Below are 24,507 nucleotides of genomic sequence, written 5' to 3' on the forward strand. Positions count from 1 at the left end.
AGTGATTAGTATTAATTGATATCCCAAAATACCTTTGTTGTTAATTTATCTCCACCTATTGCTGAAGATGCAGATGTCCAATTTGCACCATTTACAGTTTGCTCATTGATAGGATAGGTTAATCTTGTAGGAACTTTTCCATTGGCTGCTGGAGTTGCATTTGGAGCAGTTAGAGTCGGATAGTCTAATCTTCTATAGAAATTCCAAGATTCAAAACCTCTGTTGTACATTGCTATCCAAGCTTGCTCGCCAATTCGCTGTTTCCAATTCGCTGCTGAATAAGCGACATTAGGATTAGTGAGATAAGTAGTAATATCTGCAGAATTAATTCCCCAATATTGCATAGAAGCTCTTATAGCATTTTCATAATAAACTTGTGCCGGACTGGCCAAACTGTATCCTCTTGCAGCACCTTCTGCTAAATAAAAATTAATTTCGGCGGCATCAAATAAAACTCCCGGTTCATTTGGAGAAAGTAACCCCTCTCCGATGCTGGAGTTTTCATCATAGATATTTGCCAAACCTACGACTCCTCCTACATATGTTCCATCAGACATTGCCTCAAAATAAGATGCTCTACGGGGATCATTTAGTGAATTCATTGAATTTACAATACCTTCTTCTGCAATAAAGTCTTGTCTTCCGCTCGCAATAACTTCTGCATATATTCTGTTAAAATTAGGCGATGTACTATCATACTGAAATAAGGTATTTCCAGAATTGGCAGTTATAACTCCCGCATTTGCTGCAGATTCTACTGTTTGTTTAGCCAAAGTAGGATTTACATCTGCCAAATTAATTCCTATTTTAAGTTTTAGACTGTTTGCAAACGTAATCCAACCAGAAACATTACCATTATAGAAATTATCTCCAGAAGTAAAACTAGGATAGCCAGAATCTAAAGTTGAAAGAATAACATTTAATCTACTTACAAGATCTTCATAAATTGTTTTAGCATCATCATATTTCGGAAGAACAACGGTTTCTGGTTTTAATGCCTGAGAATATGGGACGTTTCCAAAACTATCAACTAAAACCTGATAAGTATATATTTCAACCAAATTGACGATAGCTAATTTATTTGCCTGTTGTTTCTGCCAAACCTGTTCAGTCATCGCTGTAGGCTTCGTTTCTTTAGCAATTCCTTTTTTGGCTTCATCAAGATTCCCTAAAACATCAGTATATAATGCAAGCCACATATTGTCGGGAACTCTCCTCGTTCCTGTAAAAATAAATCTTGCATCATTTCTATACGTGGTACTTGCAAGATAGTGTTGCATAAATCTAAAAACATTTAGGTTTACACTCGGTGTTATCATCTGATCAGTAAGCTCTTTTTGGGCATTAGTAAAAAGTACCTCAGCAGAAACAACATATGGCTGACTTTGATTATTATTAAAATCTTCATCTCCATTGACACAACTTGTCAAGGCTAAAGATCCTATAGTTAATATTGAAAATATCTTTTTCATTTTAATTTCTTTTTTAGAAGTCTAATTTAACATTGAATGAATAAATACGCGTTGTAGGCATTACTCCAGATTGATAACCTTGGATATTTCCAGAAGATGTTCCAGCTTCAGGATCTGCATCAGGAAGATTTTTGTGAATAATCCATAGATTTTGTCCCATTAAACTAAAAGTCATCCCTTTAATAAAGGTATTTCTTAGCAAATCTGTCGGTAGTGAATATGAAATTTTCGCCTCTCTAAGTTTCACATAAGAAGCATCATAAATAAATGCCTCTTGTGGAAGACCTGCATCAGTTCCGAATGCTCCACCGGCTGTTGAAGCATCAATTCTAATGTCATTTGGAGTTCCATCCTGTTTTACACCAGAAAGAATCACACCACCACCATCTGCGAGGCTATTTCTAATAGGATTACCTAAATCGTTTAATCCTGCTGTATATCCATAGAGCCCCGTATATCCTCCATAAGATTGGTCAAGGGAATAAACACTTCCTCCTTTTTTCACATCGATTAAGAAACCTAATGAGAAATTTTTATATCTGAAAGTATTGTAAACACCACCCATCCATTCTGGTTGTATGTTTCCTAAAACTCTGTCGGAAGCAACTAAATAATATCCATCTTCATCAACGACCTTATTTCCATTAGCATCATATACAAAACCAGTACCTCTGAATGTACCATAAGCTTCACCTACCGTAGCATTCAAAGTTGTTTCCTGAAAACTTGCAAGTTGCAAATTCTGTCTTCCCTGACTAAGAGCTTTTACTATATTCTTATTTTTAGACCAGTTTAAATTAATATCCCATTGAAAATTATCACTTTTTATTGGCACAACGGTTAGAGCTACCTCAACTCCCTTATTTTCTGTTTCCCCAGCATTAATTAAAGAAAAGCTGTACTTAGTTGAAGGAGACTGAGGAACACTAAATAGCAAATCTTGAGTATTTGTTTTATATAAAGATACATCTAGAGAAACTCTTCTTTTAAACATCGAAGTTTCCAAACCAACTTCCCAGCTTTTTTGTCTTTCTGGTTTTAAGCTTTCAAAATCAACATATGTTGTGCTAATATCCGCCATAGGAATCCCATTTACAGTTCCTCTATTACCATAGAAACCAGGTCTTCCAAATGCCATATCATTACCTACTTCGGCATAACTTAATCTTACTTTACCAAAATTTAACCAATTAGATTTAAAAAGCTCTGAAAAGACAAAACTCGAACCTAAGGAATAATATGTATAATTTCTGTTTGATTTTGGTAATGCACTCGACGTGTCGTTACGAACAGTTCCTTCTAAGAATAAAAAACGATCATAATCAAAAGATGCCTGTGCGTAAACACCTGCTTTTTGACCTCTGATATTATTTTCAACAAGTGGAAAACTTGCTCTCGAGTTAGAAACTGTATATAAATCAGGAATAATCAAGCCTCCAGTTGTAGAGTTTTCGGTACCACGTGCATGCTGATCCATAAATTGTCCACCTGCTACAAATTGAGCATTAAATTTATCCGACAAATTCAAACTATATCGACCGATTAAATCATACGTCTGTCTCATGATAGTATCATCAAATACCCAATATCCAGAAGTTTCATCAGCTTGTGCTAGACCAAATTCTTCGGCATGGCTACCTATTGCTTTTCTGATTTCCTGCTTACTACTTGTGTAATCAATCGTTGCTCTACCTAAAATATTGAATTTTTTGGTTACATCATACGAAAGCTCTGCACCTGCAATTAATCTTGTTTTATCATCAGAGGAATAGTTTTTATAACGATCCCAGTAAGGATTATTCCAATAATATGGAGAAAGATTTCCTCCAGTTGGATCTACCATATTCCATGTATAATTTTGACCCGTTCTAAAAAATTCATTTCTTAATTCTAAAACGTCTACATTTAGTGGCCACCATTGTCTGAATCCTGTAAGTATATTATCTCCGTACCCCACAGAGTTTCTACCTACTGTAGTTTGATCATTAAATGTTAAAAATGTTCTAGCTGTAAGTTTATCTGAGAATTTTCTACTAAAACTACCACTAAACATATTTTTATTTAGTCTACTATTGGGCAAGACTCCAGTTTCGTAGTTATTGGTAACTGTTAAATTATAAGTATTTACGTCATCCCCACCATTTAAATTAAAACTATTAACAAAAGCTAAGGAGTTTTCAAAAAATTTAGTTGGATCATTTTGTGCAGCAACCCACGGCGTAGGCTTTCCGAAATTCGGATTTCCTGGAACAAAAGAGTTCCATTGATAAACCAGAAGATTAGGATTATATGCTGCTCCATAAGATGCATCATCACCTATCGGAGCTATTGGAAAGTCGTAACCACTTGCTGTAATGAAACTATCTTCACCACCATATCCACCACCGTAAGATTTTTGATATTTTGGAAATGTCGTTTTATCAATTGAGCCAACAGAAACCGTAGAATTAATTGACAAACCTAGAGTCTTACTTTTTTTACCTTTTTTAGTTGTAATAATAACTGCACCATTAGCCGCCATACTACCATACAATGCAGTTGCAGCAGCTCCTTTAAGAACATTTATAGATTCAATGTTATTAGGATCGATATCTGCTGTTGCATTTCCAAAGTCAAATCCATCTCTTCCCCTAGAAGCATCACTCGAATTTAAATTACCACTGATGATGGGGACTCCATCCAATACTATCAAAGCTTGATTATCACCTGTGATACTTTTAGTTCCTCTTAAAACTATATTACTTGATCCACCAAAGTTTCCATTATTCTTAATCTCCATACCCGCTACTTTACCCGATAAGTTATTGATAAAATTGTTGGTTGGTACAGAATTGACTTTTTCAGCATCTAGAGTTTGAGAAGAATATCCTAGCGCTTTTTTTTCTCGTTTGATTCCAAGTGCAGTAACAACTACACCCTCTATTTCTTGTGTTTTTAAGGTATCACTCGGCTTTGTTTGTTGTGCTTGGGCAACCACAAAAGACGAGGAAAGTACTACAAGTAGTACACCTGATGTTAATTTCTTCATATTAATACATTAATTTTGCGTTAACAAAGTTGTAAAAAGTTCTTATATAAAACTGTTAAAATTTATAAAAATTGTTATTTTTAACATAATTTTTGTTTTTTACTGAGTTTTTACAACTCCCAATTGTTAAAATTTATGGAATTACTAAAGAAATGGTCAGAAAATTACATTGAAGCAGGATGTGATGAGGTAGGAAGAGGTTGTTTATGCGGCCCTGTGGTTGCAGCAGCTGTAATTTTAGATGAAAATTTTGAGCAAAATCTTGTTAATGATTCCAAGAAATTAAGCTTTAAAACAAGAATGGATTTGGATAGTTACATTAAAGATAACGTAAAAAGTTTTGCCATTGCTGAACTTCCTCCAACATTCATTGATGAGCATAATATATTGAACGCCAGTATTCATGCAATGCATAGAGCATTAGACAAATTGGTAATTAGACCAGAATTTATTTTGGTTGATGGAAATAAATTTCATCCGTATAATTTTATTCCGCATCAGTGTGTGATTAAAGGTGATTCTAAATTTTTATCAATTGCGGCAGCTTCAATTTTAGCAAAAAATTATCGAGATAAATTGATGATTGATTTACATGAAGAGCATCCTGAATATGGATGGAATACAAACTTTGGTTACGCTACAAAAAAGCACCAGGAAGCTTTGATAAAACACGGTATCACAAAACACCATCGTCAATCGTTCCGCTTAAAATATGATTAGAATAATTCAATTGAAATTATCATTTTGAAAATAACCCACATTTTAATTTAAAACATTTCTAAACAAAATTCTTAAATTACCAATCAATTAAAATATTTTAGATATTTAATATTTTCTTTTGTTAATAAAGCATCAATGATTAAAACATATTGATCATATTGATTTATCAGTGACAAGAAATTAAAAATTAATTTTCACGGTTTACACAACTTTATGATAACTATTTGAATTAATTTGATTTTTATCGATCTTTTTGAGTTCAGATTGTTCCAAAAATGACAAATAAAAAAGGGAAGCAATATTTTGCTTCCCTTTTTATCTTATCTATTGTAAATTATTTCTTTTTACCTTTTTGTTGCTCCTGTAGTTTCTGTGCATCCTGAGCTTTTTCCATCATTTCTCTCATTTTCTTTTGGAATTTGCCTTCTGATTTTGGCTTTTCTTTATTTGCCTGAATCTGAGCGTGAATTTTCTTTTCATCCAAAATCACATATTTAATTACGAGAATAATTAAGATATTAATCGCATTCGAAACAAAATAATACCAAGATAAACCTGATGCAGATGTATTCAAGAAGAATAAGAATGTGATTGGGAAAATATACATAATCACTTTCATATTTGGCATACCTTCCTGTTGAGGCTGCTGCATATTTCCTGAAGTCATTACAGTATAGATTAAGATTACGACTGTACAAGCCAATGCAAAAACACTTAAATGATCTCCTAAGAATGGAATTTTAAATGGTAATTTAATCAAATCATCATACGCTGTCAAATCTTTTGCAAACCAAAATCCCTGTCCTCTCAAATCGATAAAATTCGGGAAGAATCTGAATAATGCATAGAAAATAGGGATCTGTACTAACGCCGGAAGACATCCCGCCATTTGATTTACTCCTGCTTTTCTGTAGATTTCCATCGTTGCCTGTTGCTTTTTCATCGGATCGGCATCCTTGAATTTTGCATTCGCTTCATCAATTTCAGGACGAATTACTTTCATCATTGCGCTCAATTTATGTTGTTTGTACATAATTGGTGACAAGATTAATTTCACAATAATCGTCATTAAGAAAATTACCCAACCCGCAGTGATTCCCCAACTTGCAATCAGATTATACATCGGCATGAAGAAATAACGGTTCATTCCTCCGATAAATGCCCATCCTAATGGAAGAATTTCATCAAAGTTTTTATCGTAAGATTTTAATAATGGTAAATCTAATGGCATAAAATACCACGTGAAGTCCTGATTCAATTCTCCTCCGTTCATAGAAACAAATCCTTCGAAGTTTAATTTTTTCAAATATTCACCTTCTTCAATTGTTTCCTGATTTCCTTTGCTGTTTGTGAAACCTGTTTTAGATTCAATGACTGAAGAGAAAAACTGCTGTTTTACACCAATCCAGTTAAGGGTTTCTTTAGGTTCATCCATTGTCGTTCTTCCATCATACTCATAATCCTTATAATTATTAAAAGCATAAGAAAATTCTGAATGCGACTGTTCCTGAGCTCTACCCTTTTCTAAATTTCTCACACTGTAATCCCAGATAAAATCTGCTTTATTTTCTGAAGTTACATTTGCTAAACCTTGAGTTCTTACTTTAAAATCTAAAGTATACTGATCTTTAAGTTCAGCTTTAGGATTATTATTTAAAGTATAAATAAACTGAATTGCTGCTCCAGCATGATTTGCCGTTAAAGTAACAGAATTTCCGTTAACAACCGGTGAAAAGACCAAATCTTTCGTATTAACTACTTTTCCTGTTTTATCTTTAAACTGAAAACCGTAGCTCGAATTGTTTTTAGTAATCAGATTAAGCGGAAGATCTGCCTTATCGGTTTTATGATCGTAAGCTTTATACTTAAGAAGTTCTACTTTTGAAACCTGACCTCCCAAACTTGAAAATTCAAGCTTCAATTCGTTGTTTGCCAAATTTGAAACCTGAATAGAATTCGGAGTTACATTGGGATTGATATCTGCTGCCGGAGTTGGTTTTACGGCTGTTTTAGCCTGTTCTGTTTTCTGTTGTTCAGCTTTTAGTTTATCTTCTTCAGCGCTATTTCTTTGGAAATAAAACATGAATCCCATAAGAACCAAACATAAAACCGCAAAACTAATAATCTGACTTTTATCGAGTCCGTTGTTCTGTTGCATTTTATTTTTATTAAAATTTTTAAAATTAATTTTTAAACATTAAGGTTATTAAACGTTGAAGGTTACTAAGTTATACTAAAGATATTTTAAGCGCTCTGTCTTAAAATTCACTTGCGAATCCTTAATAATTCTTCGTTCTTAAAAATTTAATGTCTTAATGTTTAATATATTTATAATTATAGCAATGCTATAATTTAGAGTCGACAAAAATACTGTTTTTTTATCAAAACTCTATACTATAATATGTTACTATATAATAAACTCAGGCTGAGAATCATCAGTCTGAGTTTATATATAACGTTTGTAATTTTAGAATTACTTTATTTTGCTGAACAAGCTTTAATGAAAGCTCTGAACAAAGGATGCGGCGTTGCAACTGTACTCTTATATTCAGGATGGTATTGTACACCAACGTAGAAAGGATGATCTGTCATTTCTAGCGCTTCCACCAAACCAGTTTCAGGGTTTGTACCTGTTGCGATGAAACCATTGCTTTCAAATTCCTGAATATATTCACTGTTAAATTCATAACGGTGACGGTGTCTTTCAGAAATATTTTTGCTTCCGTAGATTTCATTTAATTTTGAACCGTTCTTCAAAGCACATTTCCAAGCTCCAAGACGCATCGTACCGCCTTTATCAACTACATTTTTCTGCTCTTCCATTAAAGAAATTACAGGATGCTCTGTAGAAGTATCAAATTCCATCGAGTTGGCTTTTGTGTAACCAAGAACGTTTCTTGCGAATTCAACGGTCATAATCTGCATTCCTAAACAGATTCCCAACATTGGAACTTTGTTTTCTCTTGCATATTGAGCCGTAAGAATTTTTCCTTCGATACCTCTGTCACCAAAACCAGGAGCGACCAAGATACCGCAAACTCCGTCTAAAGATTCTTTAATATTTTCTTTGGTAAGATCACCACTGTAAACCCATCTGATTTTCACTTCAGTTTCCAAATCTGCACCTGCATGCTTGAAAGCTTCTGCAATTGAAATATATGAATCCTGAAGCGAAATATATTTTCCAACTAAAGCAATCTCTACAGTTCTCTTAGGATTCTGGAATTTCTTTACAAAAGTTTTCCAGTCTTTCAGATCTGCTTCTTTATCACTTTTTAAATCCAATTCTTTCAGAACTACATCGTCAAAGTTTTGTTTCTGAAGATACATTGGAACTTCGTAAATCGTTTCCAAATCTTTACATTCAATCACATTATCCAAAGAAACGTTACAAAATTGAGCCAATTTTGCTCTCTGATCTTTCGGAATTTTGTGTTCTGTTCTGCAAACCAAAACATCTGCCATAATTCCGCTTTCCATTAGCTGGCGAACAGAATGTTGTGATGGCTTTGTTTTTAATTCTCCACTTGAAGCCAAATAAGGCAATAAAGTAAGGTGAATTACCATAGAATTTTTCTCCCCCAATTCCCATTTCAACTGACGTACAGTTTCAATGTAAGGTAAAGATTCAATATCTCCTACAGTTCCACCGATTTCCGTAATAATGATATCGTAGTTCTGCTTAGAAAGAATTTTAATTCTGCGTTTAATTTCGTTGGTAATGTGAGGAATTACCTGCACTGTTTTTCCAAGGAAGTCTCCTTTTCTTTCTTTTTCGATTACAGTTTGGTAAATTTTCCCTGTCGTAACATTATTGTTTTGAGAAGTAGGCGCATCAAGATAACGCTCATAGTGTCCTAAATCCAGATCCGTCTCCGCACCATCTTCGGTTACATAGCATTCTCCGTGTTCATAAGGGTTTAATGTTCCTGGGTCGATATTAATATAAGGATCCAGTTTTTGAATCGTTACATTAAATCCGCGTGATTTTAGTAGAAGTCCCAGAGAAGCAGAAACGATTCCCTTTCCCAAAGATGAAGTTACACCTCCTGTCACAAAGATGTACTTTGTATTCTTTTTACTCATTAGATTAGGTTTGTGCAAAGTTAGGACAAAAAGAAAAGCAAAGCAATTTTGTTGCCCTTTTAAATTCTCAATTAAGTTTATTTTAATTGACAAGCTTCATATTAAAAGGAAAAAAGGTTTCCCAAAAAACTTTGAGAAACCTTCACCTAAACCAAATTATATATATGAAAATTATTGTTTTACCATTTCAAAATAAGTATTGATCTCAACATCTTTTGCAACACCTGCTCCGGTTGGATCATATTTGATGTTGTAATCTAAACGATTGATTTTAAACTTTGCCTGAAAGCCTAAAACTTCTTTTCCTTGTTGATTTTTAGCAATTCCACCAAAAGTAACAGGAATACTTATATCTTTTGTAACGTCTTTAATCGTTAGTTTACCAATAAGTGTATATGTATTGTCTTTTTCTTTTACAGATTTTCCTACAAATTTCATCGTCTGAAATTTTTCAGCATCAAAGAAATCTGCACTTTTAAGATGCTTATCTCTCATATCCACTCCTGTATTTATAGATTCAATAAATACTGTAAAGTTAAATTCAGCTCTGTCTAAATCTGCTTTATTAGTAACAACATTTCCGTCAAATTTATCAAATCTTCCTTGTACAAAGCTAATTCCCATATGTTTAATATTGAAATTAACAGACGAGTGCATTAAATCTACATTCCAGATTGACTGGGCAAAAGTGAACATGCTTACCAAAGCAAAAACAAAACTTAAAAGTATTTTTTTCATTTTTAAAAATTTATATCAACAAATATAGACAGTATATTTTTATTGAGTATTGACTTATGATAAGTTCTTATTTTTTGATGAAATAAGTTTCAAACACTTTTCAAAAATTAATATAGTAAAGAAAATTAAAAAAGAATTTAGGTAAAGAAGTAAGTCTATTAAATTATCCTCAATTCTCTCAAAAAAGTATAAGAAAGGATTAACTCTTGAAATCATCAACAAAAGTAGATAGAGAATTTCAAATAAAACGGCAATTCTGAATATTGAATTATACTGCTTTTTGAAAATCAACACCGTAACAAATCCTATAATAGAAATTATAGCACATTCCATAAAAATTAAAATAGGTAGTATCCCATAATTTCCACCGGGAAGATATGTTAGTCTTAAAGTCCAGCTTATAAACTGAGCATTCGAAAGGCTCATCACAATAAAAACAATCAAACTTTTCAGCAAAACATTTTTCATATCTTAAAATTAAGAAAATTTCAAAAAAATTCTTCAACTTCGCAGTATGGCAAAACTTAAAACAGCATATTTCTGTCAAAATTGTGGTTCACAATATCCTCAATGGACAGGGCAATGTAAAAATTGTCTTGAATGGAACACTTTAGTGGAAGAAGTCGTAGAAAAAACCTCATCTAAAACACCTCCTTTTTCAAAATCAAAACAGCACGTCATCAACATTATCGAAGTTGAAGCGATTGAAGAACCCAGAATAAAAACTCCTTCTGATGAACTTAACCGTGTTTTAGGAGGCGGAATTGTTTTAGGATCTGTTACTTTAATTGGCGGAGAACCGGGAATTGGAAAATCCACTCTACTTCTTCAGCTTGCATTAAAGATGAAAAAGAAAATCTTTTATGTTTCAGGGGAAGAAAGTGCCTCACAAATTAAAATGAGAGCCGATCGTTTAGCTGAAATTAAAAATCCAAACTGTTTTCTTTATACAGAAACTTCGCTGGAAAAAATTCTTCATGAAGCTAAAAAATTAGAGCCTGATTTTGTAATTATTGACTCAATCCAAACTTTACAATCACAGTTAATTGAAAGTTCACCGGGAACAGTTTCTCAGATTCGTGAATGTTCTAACGAGATTATTAAATATGCCAAAGAAAACAATGTTCCCGTATTTTTAGTGGGTCACATCACAAAAGACGGGCAAATTGCGGGTCCGAAAGTTTTGGAACACATGGTCGATGTTGTTTTAAATTTTGATGGGGACAGAAATCACCTTTTTAGGTTATTGAGAGCCAATAAAAACCGTTTCGGATCAACTGCAGAGATTGGTATTTACGAAATGGTTTCTCAAGGTTTAAAGGAAATCAAAAATCCATCCGAAATTTTAATTACTAAAAAAACCGAAGAACTTTCAGGAAATTCAGTTGCGGTAACTTTAGAAGGAAACCGACCGATGCTTTTAGAAATTCAGGCTTTGGTAAGCACAGCTGTTTACGGAACTCCACAAAGAAGTTGCACTGGTTTTGATTCTAAAAGATTAAATATGTTGTTGGCAGTTTTAGAAAAAAGAGCAGGTTTTCAATTGGGTGCAAAAGACGTTTTTCTCAATATCACAGGTGGAATTAAGACGGATGATCCAGCTTTAGATTTGGCAGTTGTCGCATCCATTCTGTCATCTAATGAAGATATTGCTATTTCAGAACATTTCTGTTTTGCGGGAGAAATTGGTCTGAGTGGAGAAATTCGTCCGATCGCACAAGCCGAACAGAGAATTACGGAAGCCGAAAAATTGGGTTATGAGACTATTTTTATTTCTAATTTAAATAAACTTCCAAAGAAAAAATTTGGAATTAAGATTGAAGAAGTGAGTAAAGTTGAGGATTTTCACGAAAGACTTTTTAATTAAATCCCGTTGTAAAAATAATTCGCCAAAAACATTATATTTACACAATAAAACTTTTAACTTCAAATGATTATGAAAATTAAAATTACCTTTATTATGTTGTTTTGCAGTATCGTAATTTTTGCTCAAAACAGGGTATTTCAAAACACAATCAGCGAAAATAATCTAAACGAGCAACAAAAGCTTGATAAAACTTTATCTGCAACCTATCTTCTTACTAAATATTATGCTCAGTCTTCATTTAATTTAAAATCTGACTTTGAGGTTGTTTTACCAAGCAACAGAATTATTAAAGCTAAATTTTCTAAATCTTTTTTGTACAGCAACAAAGCAGAATCGTCGGTTTTCATTATTGAAAATGAGCCAAAATCCGAATTGGTTTTGTCTAAAGCCGGAAATGCAATCACAGGAATGTACACTTCGATTTTAGGAGAAAAAGTAATTTTCCATCAGCTTGAAAACAATTTATTTGCCGTTTCTACAGTCAGTGAATCCGCATTAATCAGCAGAGATTCTGCAGCAGATTTTGTTTTGAATGATTCTTCAATTTCACAAAAAGTAAATTCTAATGTTTGTTTACAAACTACCGCAGTTTGTCCGGCAACGACAATTGACGTACTAATTGTTTATACTTCTGCAGCCAGAACAGCATGGGGTGGAGTTTCACAAAGTAATTCTTTTGCAGCAACTTCTATTACTAGTTTTAATACCGCTTTAATTAATTCAGGAATTCCTAATACCACAATAAATCTGGTTTATTCAGGTGAAATAAGTTATACAGAATCCGGAAATATTTCTACTGATCTTTCTAGATTCAGAACAGCCAATGACGGTTTTTTAGATGATGTTCAAACATTAAGAACCACTTACGGAGCAGATCTTTGTGCATTGGTAACAGCTACTCCTACAAACACTTGCGGATTAGGCTACTTAAATACAAATCCCACAAATTATTCCGCAAACAATGCTTTTACCGTAACATTATTTAATTGTGTAGTTTCCAATTACAGTTTAGCACACGAAATGGGTCACAATATGGGCTTAAATCATGATTGGTATGTTTCTACATCAACATCTCCTTGTGAAAACCACCATGGTTACTCCAATCAAACCGCAGTCAATTTAGGAACTTCAAGTGTAGCTTCACAAAGATGGAGAACTATTATGGCATATAATGATGAATGTGTAGCTTCGGGAATTAGTTGTTCAAGAATAAATCGATGGGCAAACCCTGCTGTAAATTATAACTCTGAACCAACAGGAATAGCTATTGGAAACCCAAATCCATCCAATGAAGCTTTTGGTTTTGCACGTTTTGCCTGTGTAGTTTCTCAATTCATGCCAACTTCAAATTTAGGTACTGTTGAAATTAAAAATACAGAAGTAAAAGATTTTACAGTTTTTCCAAATCCGGCAAAAGACGAAATTAATATCTGGATTAAAAATGATGAAATTTACACTTTTAAAGTCATCAATGTTTTAGGGCAAATTGTTCTTACAAGCGACAAAAAAACCATCAATCTTCGAGGTATACCTTCTGGAGAATATTTTCTGAGTGTCTATACAGATAAAAATTCTTTCGTAGGAAGTAAGAAGTTTATTATTAAATAATTTAGTTTTAAATAAAATGATCAATCCTCTGAATATATTTGTTCGGAGGATTTATTTTATGTTTATCTTCAGTTTAAATTTTCCGATAGCAATTTTTCAAAATGAGTAAAAACAGTATCTATCAATATTATAATAATCTTGCGAAAACGTATGATGAAAACCGTTTTGAAAACACGTATGGAAAATATATTGATACACAGGAAAGACATTTTCTGAACTCATTTTTTAGAAATAAAAACTATGAAAATATCTTAGACTTAGGATGCGGAACCGGAAGACTGATGAATTTTGCTACTCATGGGGTTGATTTTAGTGAAGAAATGATTAAAGTTGCGCAACAAAAACATTCCGAAAAACAATTTGCAATCGGAAATATTTCAAAAATTCCGTTCAGCGTACAATTCGACTGTATTTTCTGTTTTCATGTAATTATGCATCAAAACAAAGAAGAAACGTTAAAATTCTTGGAAGAATGTTCTAATAAATTAAATGAAAATGGAATTTTAATTTTTGATTATCCTACGAGAAAACGGCGAAAAGTAATTTCGGAGCAAGAAGATTGGCACGCAAACAATACTTTTACAGAATCTGAAATTTCCGAGCTGATTAAAAACAATTGGAACATTAAAAAACAAAACGGAATTTTACTTTTCCCAATCCATCGTTTTCCAAAAAAGACAAGAAATTGGTTTTTAGATTTAGACATCTTTCTTTGCAATACATTTCTAAGAAAATGGGCGTCTTACAATATTGTTATTTTAGAAAAGAAATGAAAAAAATTGCAAGAAGACTTATCCCCTATTCTTTAAAGCTTCAATACAGGTTATTGCAGAGATATTTTGACGATCAGAAAAGTTCTCTCATTTACTCAAAAACTTTCAGTGAAAATTCGGTTGGTGAATTTGAAACAGAAATAAAACAGGTGATTCGAAAAGGAGATTTTCACGAAAACAAAATCCATAATTTGAAGATTGTTGCTGATAAAATTAATCATCTCATCATTCAACCTGACGAAGTTTTTTCATTTTGGAAAACAGTTGGAAAACCTGATGCGAAGAATAATTTTAAGCAAGGAAGAAATTTAATTAAAAATAAAATCTCCAATGAATTTGGTGGCGGAATTTGCCAGTTTTCATCAATAATTTACTTTTTAGCATTACAATCAGACTTGAAAATCATCGAAAGACATCCTCATTCTATCGATATTTACAAAGAAGATGAAAGATTCACTCCTTTAGGTTCAGATTCAACGGTAGTTTTCGGCTATAAAGATCTTCAGATTCAAAATACATTGCCTTTTCCAATTCAGTTTGAAACTATCGTTAAGGATAACGAATTATGTTTAAAATTAATCTCTCCTCAGAAAATTAACACACAAAAAATTACTTTCAATTATACTAAAGTAGAAAATGGAGTTTGGGTAGAAACCTTTTTAAATGATGAAAGTTTGCTTAAAAATTTTTATATTCGTTTATGAACTATCTCGCTCATTCTTTTCTCACTTTTTCTGACGGGCAGATTGTCGGACAGTTTTTGGAAGATCACATCCGAAATAAAGAGCGTTTTTCTTTTCCAAAAGACATTCAGGATGGCATTACGATGCACAGAGCAATTGATACATTTACCGATTCTCATCCTGCGATTCATGAGGCGAAAAAAGTTTTCAGTCCGCTTGTAAGATTGTATTCCGGAGCATTTGTAGATGTTTCGATGGATTATTTTCTGGCAAATGACCTTAGTTTAAATTCCTTAAAGGGCTGGAAAAATCATTCTCAGAACGTTTATCGGGTTTTAAACCAAAGCATCCAACTTTTCCCTGAAAATTTCAGACTCATGCTTTCCAGAATGGAAACCGAAGATTGGCTTTACAATTACCGTACAGATCGCAGCATTGGTTTCAGCATGAAAAATGTTTTGAATAAAGCGAAATATTTAGATAAAGATATTCCTGTTTTTGAAGCGTTTTTAGACAACAAAGATATTTTGCAGAAATGTTATGATGATTTTTTCCCTGATCTATTGGCTTATGCAAAAGTCGAAAATGCGGTTTTACAATTAGAAAGATAATTTAAAATTGCTGATATAAATATCTATTTGGATACGTCAGTTTTTCACTTTTCCGGTTTCCATCGACAATTATATGAACTAAATTAATCTGGTCATCAAAGAGATTATATAGAAAACTTACCGCAGCTTCTACTTTTTTTGGATTTTCTACTTTTTCAGATTCCAGATAAACATTCACAGATTCGCTGTCTTCTTCATAACCAACATAATTTATTTTTAAAGACTTATTATTTGTTTTAAGTTTAAAATATTCTGCAGAATAATTTTCCAACGCTTCATTGAGCTGAACTTTATATTTGGCATCATTAAAATGAAAAGGTTTACCATATTTTTTACTCAAACCATTTTCTAAATCATCCAGAAAAAATCTTCCGGTGATCTCAAAGGTTTTTGATTTTGAATTGTAATTGATTTCTACCGAACCAACGTGATAAGGATGTTTTACTTTAGTGAAAGAAAACAACAATAAAAGGGACGCAAAAAAAACAAAAAATCTTTTCATATCTACAAACTCATTGATCATTCAAATCTGTTCCGAAATTAATCATTATTTTCGTAAACCTAATATTCATAACATAATGCAGGACTTTTTATTTTATTTAAAACTCGGCTGGGAACATATTATTTCACTGGATGCGCTTGATCATCAGCTTTTTGTTTTAGCCTTGATTGCCGTCTACACTTCTAAAGACTGGAAAAAAATCCTGATTCTGGTGACTGCATTCACCATCGGACATTCTATCACTTTAGCTTTAAGTATTCTTGATATCGTAAGACTTCCTTCAGATTGGGTTGAATTTTTGATTCCGCTGACGATAGTTTTAACGGCGGCCGGAAATATTTTAATGAAAAATAAAAAACAGACGCAGAATAAGACCAATTATTATTTAGCCCTATTTTTCGGCCTCATTCACGGATTGGGGTTTGCGAATACAGCGAGAGTGATGATTGCGAAAAGTCAGAGTATCGCCGTTCCACTTTTAGGTTTTAATATTGGTTTGGAAGTCGGGCAAATTGTGATTGTGTTGGCGATTTTACTATTACTTTTTATTCTTTTAAATCTTTTTAAAATCAATAAAAAAGATTGGATTCTATTTGTTTCTTCAGGCGTTTTTGCACTTTCGTTAAAAATGACTTTAGAGCGACTTCCATTCTAAAAAATTCTGCTATATTTTCAACCACTTATTATTATATTTGAAGATTATTAAATCATCCGAAATGAAATTTACAATTTCTGCACTTTCAGTTCTTTTTTTCACAAACGCTTTTGCTCAAAACATCCAAAATAATCCGGGAAGCAATCACGGAAACAGATTTGAGCAGTTGGGAACCATTCTTCCTACACCAAACGTTTACAGGACAGCTTCCGGAGCTCCGGGACAGGCTTATTGGCAAAACAGAGCAGATTACGATATTACCGCGTATTTAGATGAAGATAAAAGAAATTTAAAAGGATCCGAAACGGTTACCTATTATAACAATTCGCCGGACGATCTAGATTATATTTGGTTACAGTTAGATGAAAATCAGCAGTCAACTGTTAAAAAAGCAGATTATCAGTTCTCCTCTACCCTGCCGAAATCTCTGAATGATGAACAATTAAAAACAACTGATCTTCCGGCAAAAGACAACGGGTATGGAGTAAATCTTGAAAAAGTAACCGATGCTTCAGGTAATGCTTTGAAATATACGGTCAACAAAACAATGATGCGTATTGATTTGCCTAAAGTTTTGAAAAAAGGCGAAAAAGTTATTTTTAAAATCGATTGGAATTACAATATTCCGAACCGTATGAAAATGGGCGGTCGTGGCGGTTATGAAAATTTCGCAGAGGACGGAAATGATCTTTATACGATTACACAATGGTTCCCAAGAATGTGCGTGTACAGCGATTTTCAGGGATGGCAGAATCATCAGTTTACAGGAAGAGGCGAATTTGCTTTGGTTTTTGGTAATTATAAAGTTTCGATGAACGTTCCCTCAGATCATGTGATTGGTGGAACCGGAGAATGTAAAAACTATGAACAGGTTTTAAGTTCAGACCAATTAGCGAGATACAAAAAAGCACAGACTTCAAATGAGCCTGTGGAAATCGTGACTCTGGATGAAGCTAAAAAAGCAGAGAAAAACCACTCAAAACAGAGAAAGACATGGGTTTTTGAAGCAAAAGATGTGAGAGATTTTGCATGGACGGCTTCAAGAAAATTTGTCTGGGACGCAATGGGCGTTACCATTCCTGAAAACAACAATAAAGTAATGGCGATGAGTTTCTACCCAAAAGAAGCTTATGGTTTGTATAGAAAATTCTCGACCAAAGCAGTTGCTCACACGATAAAAACATATTCAGAATTTACAATTCCTTATCCATATCCGGTTGCTCAATCTGTGGAAGCTTCCAATGGTATGGAATACCCGATGATTTGTTTCAACTTTGGAAGAACAGAAAAAGACGGAACTTATTCTGAAGGCACAAAAAATGGAATGATTGGGGTAATTATTCATGAAGTTGGACACAACTTTTTCCCAATGATTATCAATTCAGACGAAAGACAATGGAGCTGGATGGATGAAGGTTTAAATACATTCACAGAATATTTAACAGAAGAAAAATGGGACAATAAATTCCCTTCAAAACGAGGTCCAGCATGGACGATTGTTGATTACATGAAACTTCCGAAAGATCAATTGGAGCCTATTATGAGTAATTCTGAAAACATTATTCAGTTTGGACCAAATGCATACGCAAAACCAGCTACCGGATTGAATATTCTTCGTGAAACCATTATGGGAAGAGAACTTTTCGACAAAGCTTTTAAAACGTATTCAAAAAGATGGGCGTTTAAACATCCTGAGCCTGCAGATTTTTTCAGAACAATGGAAGATGCGAGTGGTGAAGATCTTGATTGGTTTTGGAGAGGCTGGTTCTACGGAACTGATCCTGTAGACATTGCGATTGACAAAGTGACGATTGCAACTCCAGATTTAACTACTTTAAAAGAAGCTGCTGATACAAAATATAAAGTGGAGAAACCTTTACAGAATGAGTTTGAAGATATTTCAAAAATCAGAAACAAGGAAGATAAGACTATCAGTTTTGAGGTAGAAAAAGATAAAGATTTACAGGATTTTTATTACCGTTATGACCGCGGTCAGGAAAAAGTGGACGCCAATAAAGAATACAGTACCAAAACTGAAGGTAGTATCGCTTTAGACAAAAAAGATCAGGAAAAACTGAAAAATATTACTGCTTATCAAATTGATTTTGTGAATAAAGGAGGTTTCGTGATGCCGATTATTTTGGAATTTACGTTTGAAGACGGCTCAAAACTAAGAGATCAATCTTCTGCACAAATCTGGAGACATAATGAGAAAAAGACTTCAAAGACATTTTATTTTGACAAGAAATTAAAATCTGTTCAGCTAGACCCAATGAGAGAAACTGCTGATATTGATACTTCAAACAATTTCTGGAGCAATGACCAAGCGAGTCCTGAAACTTCAAAATTCCAGGTATTTAAAGAAAAACAGAATGCTACAGTAAGAGGTGGTGCGAATGGAAAAGTAAATCCGATGCAGGCTGCAGGAAAGAAAAACTAAAACAGATATAAAAGGATTGTAAATTTTACAGTCCTTTTTTTCTGCCAAAATTTCCACTTGTGATAATTAAAATCTGCCATTTCAAACAAAGGCAATCGATGGCATACAATTAGAGAAGTACAACATAGAAATAATTAAAAAATAAAATATATTATGTCAGTAAACTTTAAACCATTAGCAGATAGAGTTTTGATCGAGCCGATCGCTGCAGAAACTAAAACAGCTTCAGGTATTATTATTCCAGATACTGCAAAAGAAAAACCACAAGAAGGTACAGTAGTAGCAGTAGGTCCTGGTAAAAAAGATGAGCCTACAACTGTACAAGTAGGTGACAAAGTTCTTTATGGGAAATATTCAGGTTCTGAATTAAAATTAGACGGAAAAGATTTCTTAATTGTAAAAGAGGGAGACCTTTTAGGAGTAATTGGATAAAAGCAATAAGCTTTTAGCTCTAAGCAATAAGCTTTATGAGGGACTTCAAAAAATATGATGTTTGGCAATCAAGTCATAAAATTGTTTTAGACATTTATCAAATAACTTCAACTTTCCCAAAAGAAGAATTATTTGGCTTAACATCGCAAATCAGACGTTCATCTGTTTCAATTCCTAATAATATTGCAGAAGGTTGTGGAAGAAATTCTGATAAGGAATTTGCACAATTTTTAAATATAGCGTTAGGCTCGCTTAGTGAGTCAGAGTATTTATTATTCCTCGCAAAAGATTTGAAATATATTGAATCGGAAGCTTTTGAAAGAATCAATGAAGGATTGAATACAGTTAAAAGAAGACTATACCAATTAAGGTTAAAACTAATCAAATAATTTTCAGGCATAAAGCCTACACATAATAAAAATTTAATCGCTTTAGGAAAAGCTTACCGCTTAAAGCCTAAAGCCAAAAGCTTTAAAAAAATGGCAAAAGAAATAAAATTCGATATCGAGTCAAGAGACGCTTTAAAAAGAGGTGTTGATGCATTGGCTAATGCAGTAAAAGTAACTTTAGGACCAAAAGGTAGAAACGTTGTCATCGAAAAATCTTTCGGTGCACCTCACGTTACTAAAGATGGTGTTTCTGTAGCAAAAGAAATCGAACTTGAAGACAGAGTAGAAAATATGGGAGCGCAAATGGTAAAAGAAGTTGCGTCCAAAACCAATGATATTGCAGGAGACGGTACTACTACCGCTACTGTTCTGGCACAGGCTATCGTAAGAGAAGGTCTTAAGAACGTAGCTGCAGGTGCAAACCCAATGGATTTAAAAAGAGGTATCGACAAAGCAGTAACTGCTGTTGTTGCTAACCTTAAAGAGCAATCTAAAGAAGTTGGAGATTCTACAGAAATGGTGAAGCAGGTTGCTTCAGTTTCCGCAAATAATGACGAAACTATCGGTTCATTAATCGCTGAAGCTTTCGGAAAAGTGGGTAAAGAAGGGGTTATCACTGTAGAAGAAGCTAAAGGTATCGACACAACAGTAGACGTTGTGGAAGGTATGCAGTTTGACAGAGGATACCAGTCGCCTTACTTCGTGACGAATCCTGAGAAAATGTTAGCTGAATTGGAAAATCCATACATCCTTTTAGTAGAGAAAAAAATCTCTTCAATGAAAGAATTGCTTCCGGTTCTTGAGCCTATCGCACAGGGTGGAAAATCTTTATTGATCATCTCTGAAGAAGTGGAAGGTGAAGCTTTGGCAACTTTGGTAGTAAACAAATTAAGAGGTTCTCTTAAAATTGCTGCTGTAAAAGCTCCGGGATTTGGAGACAGAAGAAAAGCAATGTTAGAAGATATCGCTATCTTAACTGGTGGACAGGTAATTTCTGAAGAGCAAGGTTTCACAATGGAAAACATAACCATTGATATGTTGGGAACTGCTGAAAAAGTAACGATTGACAAAGACAACACAACAGTTGTAAATGGTGGTGGTGAAGAAAGCAAGATCAAAGGAAGAGTAAACCAGATCAAAGCTCAGATGGAAACGACTACTTCTGACTACGACAGAGAAAAACTACAGGAGAGACTGGCTAAATTGGCCGGTGGTGTTGCCGTACTTTACGTAGGTGCAGCTTCTGAAGTTGAAATGAAAGAGAAAAAAGACAGAGTTGACGATGCATTAAACGCTACAAGAGCAGCAGTTGAAGAAGGTATCGTTGCAGGTGGTGGTGTTGCTTTGGTAAGAGCTATTGAAGCTTTGGCTAATCTTACAGGCATCAATGCTGACGAAACTACAGGTATTAAAATCGTAAAAAGAGCAATCGAAGAGCCATTGAGACAAATCGTTGCCAACGCAGGAGGTGAAGGTTCTGTAATCGTAGCTAAAGTTGCAGAAGGAACTGCAGATTTCGGTTATAATGCTAAAACTGACGAGTATGTAAACATGCTTGAAGCAGGTATCATCGACCCTACAAAAGTAACAAGAGTTGCCCTTGAAAACGCAGCTTCTGTTTCTGGAATGCTTCTTACAACTGAGTGTGTAATCACTGAAATTAAGAGCGCAGAACCTGCTATGCCAATGGGAGGTGGAATGCCGGGAATGATGTAACGCGGCGTGTCGCTGAGACAATTATATATAAACCGTTCCGCTTTTGTGGAGCGGTTTTTTTTGTAGTAAAAATATTTTTTATAGCCATGATTAATTGAATATTGTAAATTTGAGATTTATGAATAAATATGAAAATAACCGTTGAAAATACTAATTGTGATTTTGAAAACACCTATTTAATTAATGAACATGCAACTAGCTATATAAATTTTACATTTGAATTTGCAAAAATTGTTAGTAGACAGTCAAAAAAAATAATTCAAGAGAATTTTATAAAAGAGATAAAATCTGAACTTAAAAAATACACTTGGATAATAATTAGTGACGTACAACTTGAAATATATTGGTATCTAAATGCTGTAGAAAGGCAAGAAACAGATAAAATTGGTGATCTTGACAATATTACCAAACCTGTGATTGATTCATTCATAGGTGTTGACGGTTTAATTGTTGATGATTCACAAATTGCTTCGATGAATACTTTATGGATGTCAAGAAATGACTTAATAGAAGATAATGTTGTTAAAATTAAATTCACTTTTAATAATGACTTTTCTTTAAAAAAGGAAAATTTGTTTTTTGTTCTTTATTCAGCACCTATGTGTACTCCAATAAATATTGATTTAAATGATAAAGAGCAAATAAAAAATATTTTGAATCTTTTCGAATTTAAATCTAAAATGATTGATTTCGCTAGCGCTTTTAAAGAGAATGGAGCAAACATAGATAGATATTTATTAGTATCTGAATGGCATTTTCATAGGACAAGATTATCTGGTTTTCCAAATAAAATGATTTACACAATTGAACAATTAGAACAATTAGCCAAAAATTAATAAAACGGCTAACCTCGGTTTGCCATAATAGCCGGTTAGGGTACAAAATTCAATATTAATAAAATGGGTCTATTCAAATTTAAAAGCGCTAAAACAATAGAAGATCTTACACGAGATATTCAAACAATGATGAATGATGAAATTTGGTTTTCTGGAATTGAATATTTAAATGATCCTTTTGAGAAAGTTTATTCTACTAAAACTTTCGAAGAATATGAAAGTTCTGACCAAGTTGTAACTGATTTTTTTATTCCACATCAAAAAAATGTAGACGAATATTTTAATAAAGTTGGAATTTTATCAGTATGCGAAGAGAATACAAATCTTGTAATGTGGAGTCATTATTCAGATAATCACAAAGGTTATTGTATTGAATATAATTTTGATTCAAATATCATAAATAAATTAAATTTTGAAAATGATGATGAAGTTTTTTTAATGGATGTAGAGTATAAAGATACGCCGATAGATTTTCTTTCACTACCATCTAATTTTCAATTTTACTTAAGGAGAAAAAGCAAATTATGGGAATATGAAAATGAACTCCGATATATTTCCTCAAAAAAGGGATTACATAAAATCCCGTCAGACGCTATTAAAGCAATATATTTAGGAGCTAGTATTAATGAAATTGTTAAACAGACTATTCTCAAACTATGCACAGATAAAAAAATAAATCTTTATCAAAGTACAGTTTCAAAAAATTCATATGCTTTAATATTCGAAAAAATATTGTAATTAATCCTCCTCCGCTGCCGCACGAATCTCTTCGTGTGGCTTTTGTATAAAAAACAACCTTTATTCAAAAAAGTTTAATTTCTGACATCCGATGTCGCGGATTTGCAATCCGTGACTTTTCCCTATATTTAAAACATATATTTCCACACAGAAAATCAATTAAACCAAACCTCCACACCTTTGAAAACAAAAGTATTACTCCTTTCACTTTTCGGTTTTTGTTTAGCCAATGCACAAACCTTAAATTTTAAACATCTTTCGGATATGTCTGTGAGAAGAGGAGCGGTAAGCAGTACCATTGCAGTTGACAATATCTATGTGAGCAACGGCTACAAAGATTCGGATGGTAATGCTACTATTATTGAGAAATACAGTATTAAAGATAACCGCTGGAGTGTCATCAATTCTACTCTGGTTCCTAAAAGATTCGCCAATTCGGAGACTTACGGTAATAAAATTTATATTTTTAACGGTTGGGGAAACAGCCATCTTGAAATTATAGATCTTGAAACTCATAAAAAAACGAAGGGAGCTGTTAACCGTGCCTACACAGGAAATGCAGGTTCTGCGATTCATAACGGAAAAATATATACGTTCGGAGGAAGTGGGTTAAACAATGCCGCCACCACAGTATTTTCTGATCGATTTCAATATTATGACATTGCTTCAGACACATGGCACACTTTACCGAATATGCCAACAGCCAGAGAAGCAAGAGGCAAAATTGTAAATGATAAACTTTATGTTATTGGTGGTTTTAACGGCACCTCATCCCGTCTGGTCAACGTGTTCGATCTCAATAAAAATGAGTGGACTGAGCAATATACAATGCCCGCTGCGATATCCGGTCATTCATTAGCGGTATCTGGCACTAAGATTTTTATCGCAGGCGGTTATAATAATCAAAATTTTCTTGCCTATTTTGATACAGAAACCAACAAGCTGCATAAGTTATCATCCAATATGACTCCCAGAAGACATGCTGCTGCGGAAATATACAACAATAAATTATACATCATGGGTGGAAGTACAGCATCCTCAACCAAATCAGCTATTAAAAGCATCCAAGTTGCAGATATTAGCGATGAAGAGCTTTCCGATAAATAAACCAATGAAGATGTATTTAAATCAAAAGTTTATACCAATGCCCACAGAAATGGTTTCATGATCAGCAATAAAATTAATAGCAATCAGTTTGAATACACTGTTTAAA

20 protein-coding genes are annotated in these 24,507 nt (G+C 33.5%); 14 read left to right on the plus strand and 6 right to left on the minus strand.

Features of this window, described 5'->3' with window-relative positions:
• Positions 1–11: 11 nt before the first annotated feature.
• Both OF897_RS20180 and OF897_RS20185 read right to left on the minus strand, forming a co-directional pair.
• Positions 12–1,472, minus strand: a complete 1,461-nt coding sequence (locus tag OF897_RS20180) for a SusD/RagB family nutrient-binding outer membrane lipoprotein (protein ID WP_267267469.1) — start codon at positions 1,470–1,472, stop codon at positions 12–14.
• 13 nt (positions 1,473–1,485) lie between these two features.
• On the minus strand, positions 1,486–4,500 hold the full coding sequence (locus tag OF897_RS20185; RefSeq protein WP_267267470.1) for a SusC/RagA family TonB-linked outer membrane protein: 3,015 nt from the start codon (positions 4,498–4,500) through the stop codon (positions 1,486–1,488).
• Positions 4,501–4,635: 135 nt separating this feature from the next.
• Here OF897_RS20185 and OF897_RS20190 point away from each other — a divergent pair, with 135 nt between their 5' ends.
• Positions 4,636–5,220, plus strand: coding sequence for a ribonuclease HII (locus OF897_RS20190; protein ID WP_267267471.1), 585 nt, complete (start codon positions 4,636–4,638; stop codon positions 5,218–5,220).
• A gap of 334 nt (positions 5,221–5,554) precedes the next feature.
• On the opposite strand, the gene yidC is transcribed toward OF897_RS20190, so the two are convergent.
• The 3 genes from yidC to OF897_RS20205 all read right to left on the minus strand — a co-directional run bounded on the left by yidC (position 5,555) and on the right by OF897_RS20205 (position 10,044).
• Positions 5,555–7,378, minus strand: coding sequence for a membrane protein insertase YidC (gene yidC, locus OF897_RS20195; RefSeq protein ID WP_267267472.1), 1,824 nt, complete (start codon positions 7,376–7,378; stop codon positions 5,555–5,557).
• A gap of 320 nt (positions 7,379–7,698) precedes the next feature.
• Positions 7,699–9,306, minus strand: a complete 1,608-nt coding sequence (locus OF897_RS20200) for a CTP synthase (protein WP_267267473.1) — start codon at positions 9,304–9,306, stop codon at positions 7,699–7,701.
• Positions 9,307–9,477: 171 nt separating this feature from the next.
• The gene (locus OF897_RS20205; protein ID WP_267267474.1) at positions 9,478–10,044 is read right to left on the minus strand and encodes a YceI family protein; all 567 of its coding nucleotides are present in this window, start codon (positions 10,042–10,044) and stop codon (positions 9,478–9,480) included.
• A gap of 514 nt (positions 10,045–10,558) precedes the next feature.
• Between OF897_RS20205 and radA the strand changes: the two genes are divergently transcribed.
• From radA to OF897_RS20230, 5 genes are all read left to right on the plus strand, one after another.
• A complete protein-coding gene (gene radA / locus OF897_RS20210; protein WP_267267475.1) occupies positions 10,559–11,911 on the plus strand; it encodes a DNA repair protein RadA in 1,353 nt (450 codons plus the stop codon).
• A 69-nt stretch (positions 11,912–11,980) separates the two neighbouring features.
• Complete coding sequence (locus tag OF897_RS20215; RefSeq protein WP_267267476.1) at positions 11,981–13,519, plus strand: M12 family metallo-peptidase; 1,539 nt, start codon at positions 11,981–11,983, stop codon at positions 13,517–13,519.
• Between the two features lie 101 nt (positions 13,520–13,620).
• The gene (locus OF897_RS20220; RefSeq protein ID WP_267267477.1) at positions 13,621–14,292 is read left to right on the plus strand and encodes a class I SAM-dependent DNA methyltransferase; all 672 of its coding nucleotides are present in this window, start codon (positions 13,621–13,623) and stop codon (positions 14,290–14,292) included.
• On the plus strand, positions 14,289–14,996 hold the full coding sequence (locus OF897_RS20225) for a VanW family protein (protein WP_267267478.1): 708 nt from the start codon (positions 14,289–14,291) through the stop codon (positions 14,994–14,996). The genes OF897_RS20220 and OF897_RS20225 overlap by 4 nt, the downstream gene beginning before the upstream one ends.
• Positions 14,993–15,586 carry an acyl carrier protein phosphodiesterase gene (locus OF897_RS20230; protein WP_267267479.1) on the plus strand — a complete coding sequence of 198 codons (594 nt, stop codon included), beginning with the start codon at positions 14,993–14,995 and terminating at the stop codon, positions 15,584–15,586. The genes OF897_RS20225 and OF897_RS20230 overlap by 4 nt, the downstream gene beginning before the upstream one ends.
• 1 nt (position 15,587) lies before the next feature.
• Here OF897_RS20230 and OF897_RS20235 read toward each other — a convergent pair whose 3' ends face one another.
• Entirely contained in the window at positions 15,588–16,088 is a 501-nt protein-coding gene (locus OF897_RS20235; RefSeq protein WP_267267480.1) for a DUF6702 family protein, read from the minus strand.
• A gap of 76 nt (positions 16,089–16,164) precedes the next feature.
• Between OF897_RS20235 and OF897_RS20240 the strand changes: the two genes are divergently transcribed.
• From OF897_RS20240 to OF897_RS20275, 8 genes are all read left to right on the plus strand, one after another.
• Positions 16,165–16,743: a HupE/UreJ family protein gene (locus OF897_RS20240; protein ID WP_267267481.1), complete on the plus strand. Its 579-nt coding sequence runs from the start codon at positions 16,165–16,167 to the stop codon at positions 16,741–16,743.
• Positions 16,744–16,804: 61 nt separating this feature from the next.
• Positions 16,805–19,183, plus strand: coding sequence for a M1 family metallopeptidase (locus tag OF897_RS20245; protein WP_267267482.1), 2,379 nt, complete (start codon positions 16,805–16,807; stop codon positions 19,181–19,183).
• Between the two features lie 153 nt (positions 19,184–19,336).
• Positions 19,337–19,615, plus strand: coding sequence for a co-chaperone GroES (locus tag OF897_RS20250; protein WP_034723531.1), 279 nt, complete (start codon positions 19,337–19,339; stop codon positions 19,613–19,615).
• Between the two features lie 35 nt (positions 19,616–19,650).
• Positions 19,651–20,004 (plus strand): four helix bundle protein, encoded by a 354-nt coding sequence (locus OF897_RS20255; RefSeq protein ID WP_267267483.1) that lies wholly within the window; start codon positions 19,651–19,653, stop codon positions 20,002–20,004.
• Positions 20,005–20,094: 90 nt separating this feature from the next.
• Positions 20,095–21,720: a chaperonin GroEL gene (gene groL / locus OF897_RS20260; protein ID WP_267267484.1), complete on the plus strand. Its 1,626-nt coding sequence runs from the start codon at positions 20,095–20,097 to the stop codon at positions 21,718–21,720.
• Positions 21,721–21,848: 128 nt separating this feature from the next.
• Positions 21,849–22,556 (plus strand): RusA family crossover junction endodeoxyribonuclease, encoded by a 708-nt coding sequence (locus tag OF897_RS20265; protein ID WP_267267485.1) that lies wholly within the window; start codon positions 21,849–21,851, stop codon positions 22,554–22,556.
• 63 nt (positions 22,557–22,619) lie between these two features.
• A complete protein-coding gene (locus OF897_RS20270) occupies positions 22,620–23,294 on the plus strand; it encodes a DUF2971 domain-containing protein (protein ID WP_267267486.1) in 675 nt (224 codons plus the stop codon).
• Positions 23,295–23,474: 180 nt separating this feature from the next.
• Positions 23,475–24,401, plus strand: coding sequence for a Kelch repeat-containing protein (locus tag OF897_RS20275; RefSeq protein ID WP_267267487.1), 927 nt, complete (start codon positions 23,475–23,477; stop codon positions 24,399–24,401).
• Positions 24,402–24,507: the final 106 nt, after the last annotated feature.

It is taken from the genome of Chryseobacterium formosum (assembly GCF_026460885.1).
Taxonomy (GTDB): domain Bacteria; phylum Bacteroidota; class Bacteroidia; order Flavobacteriales; family Weeksellaceae; genus Chryseobacterium; species Chryseobacterium formosus.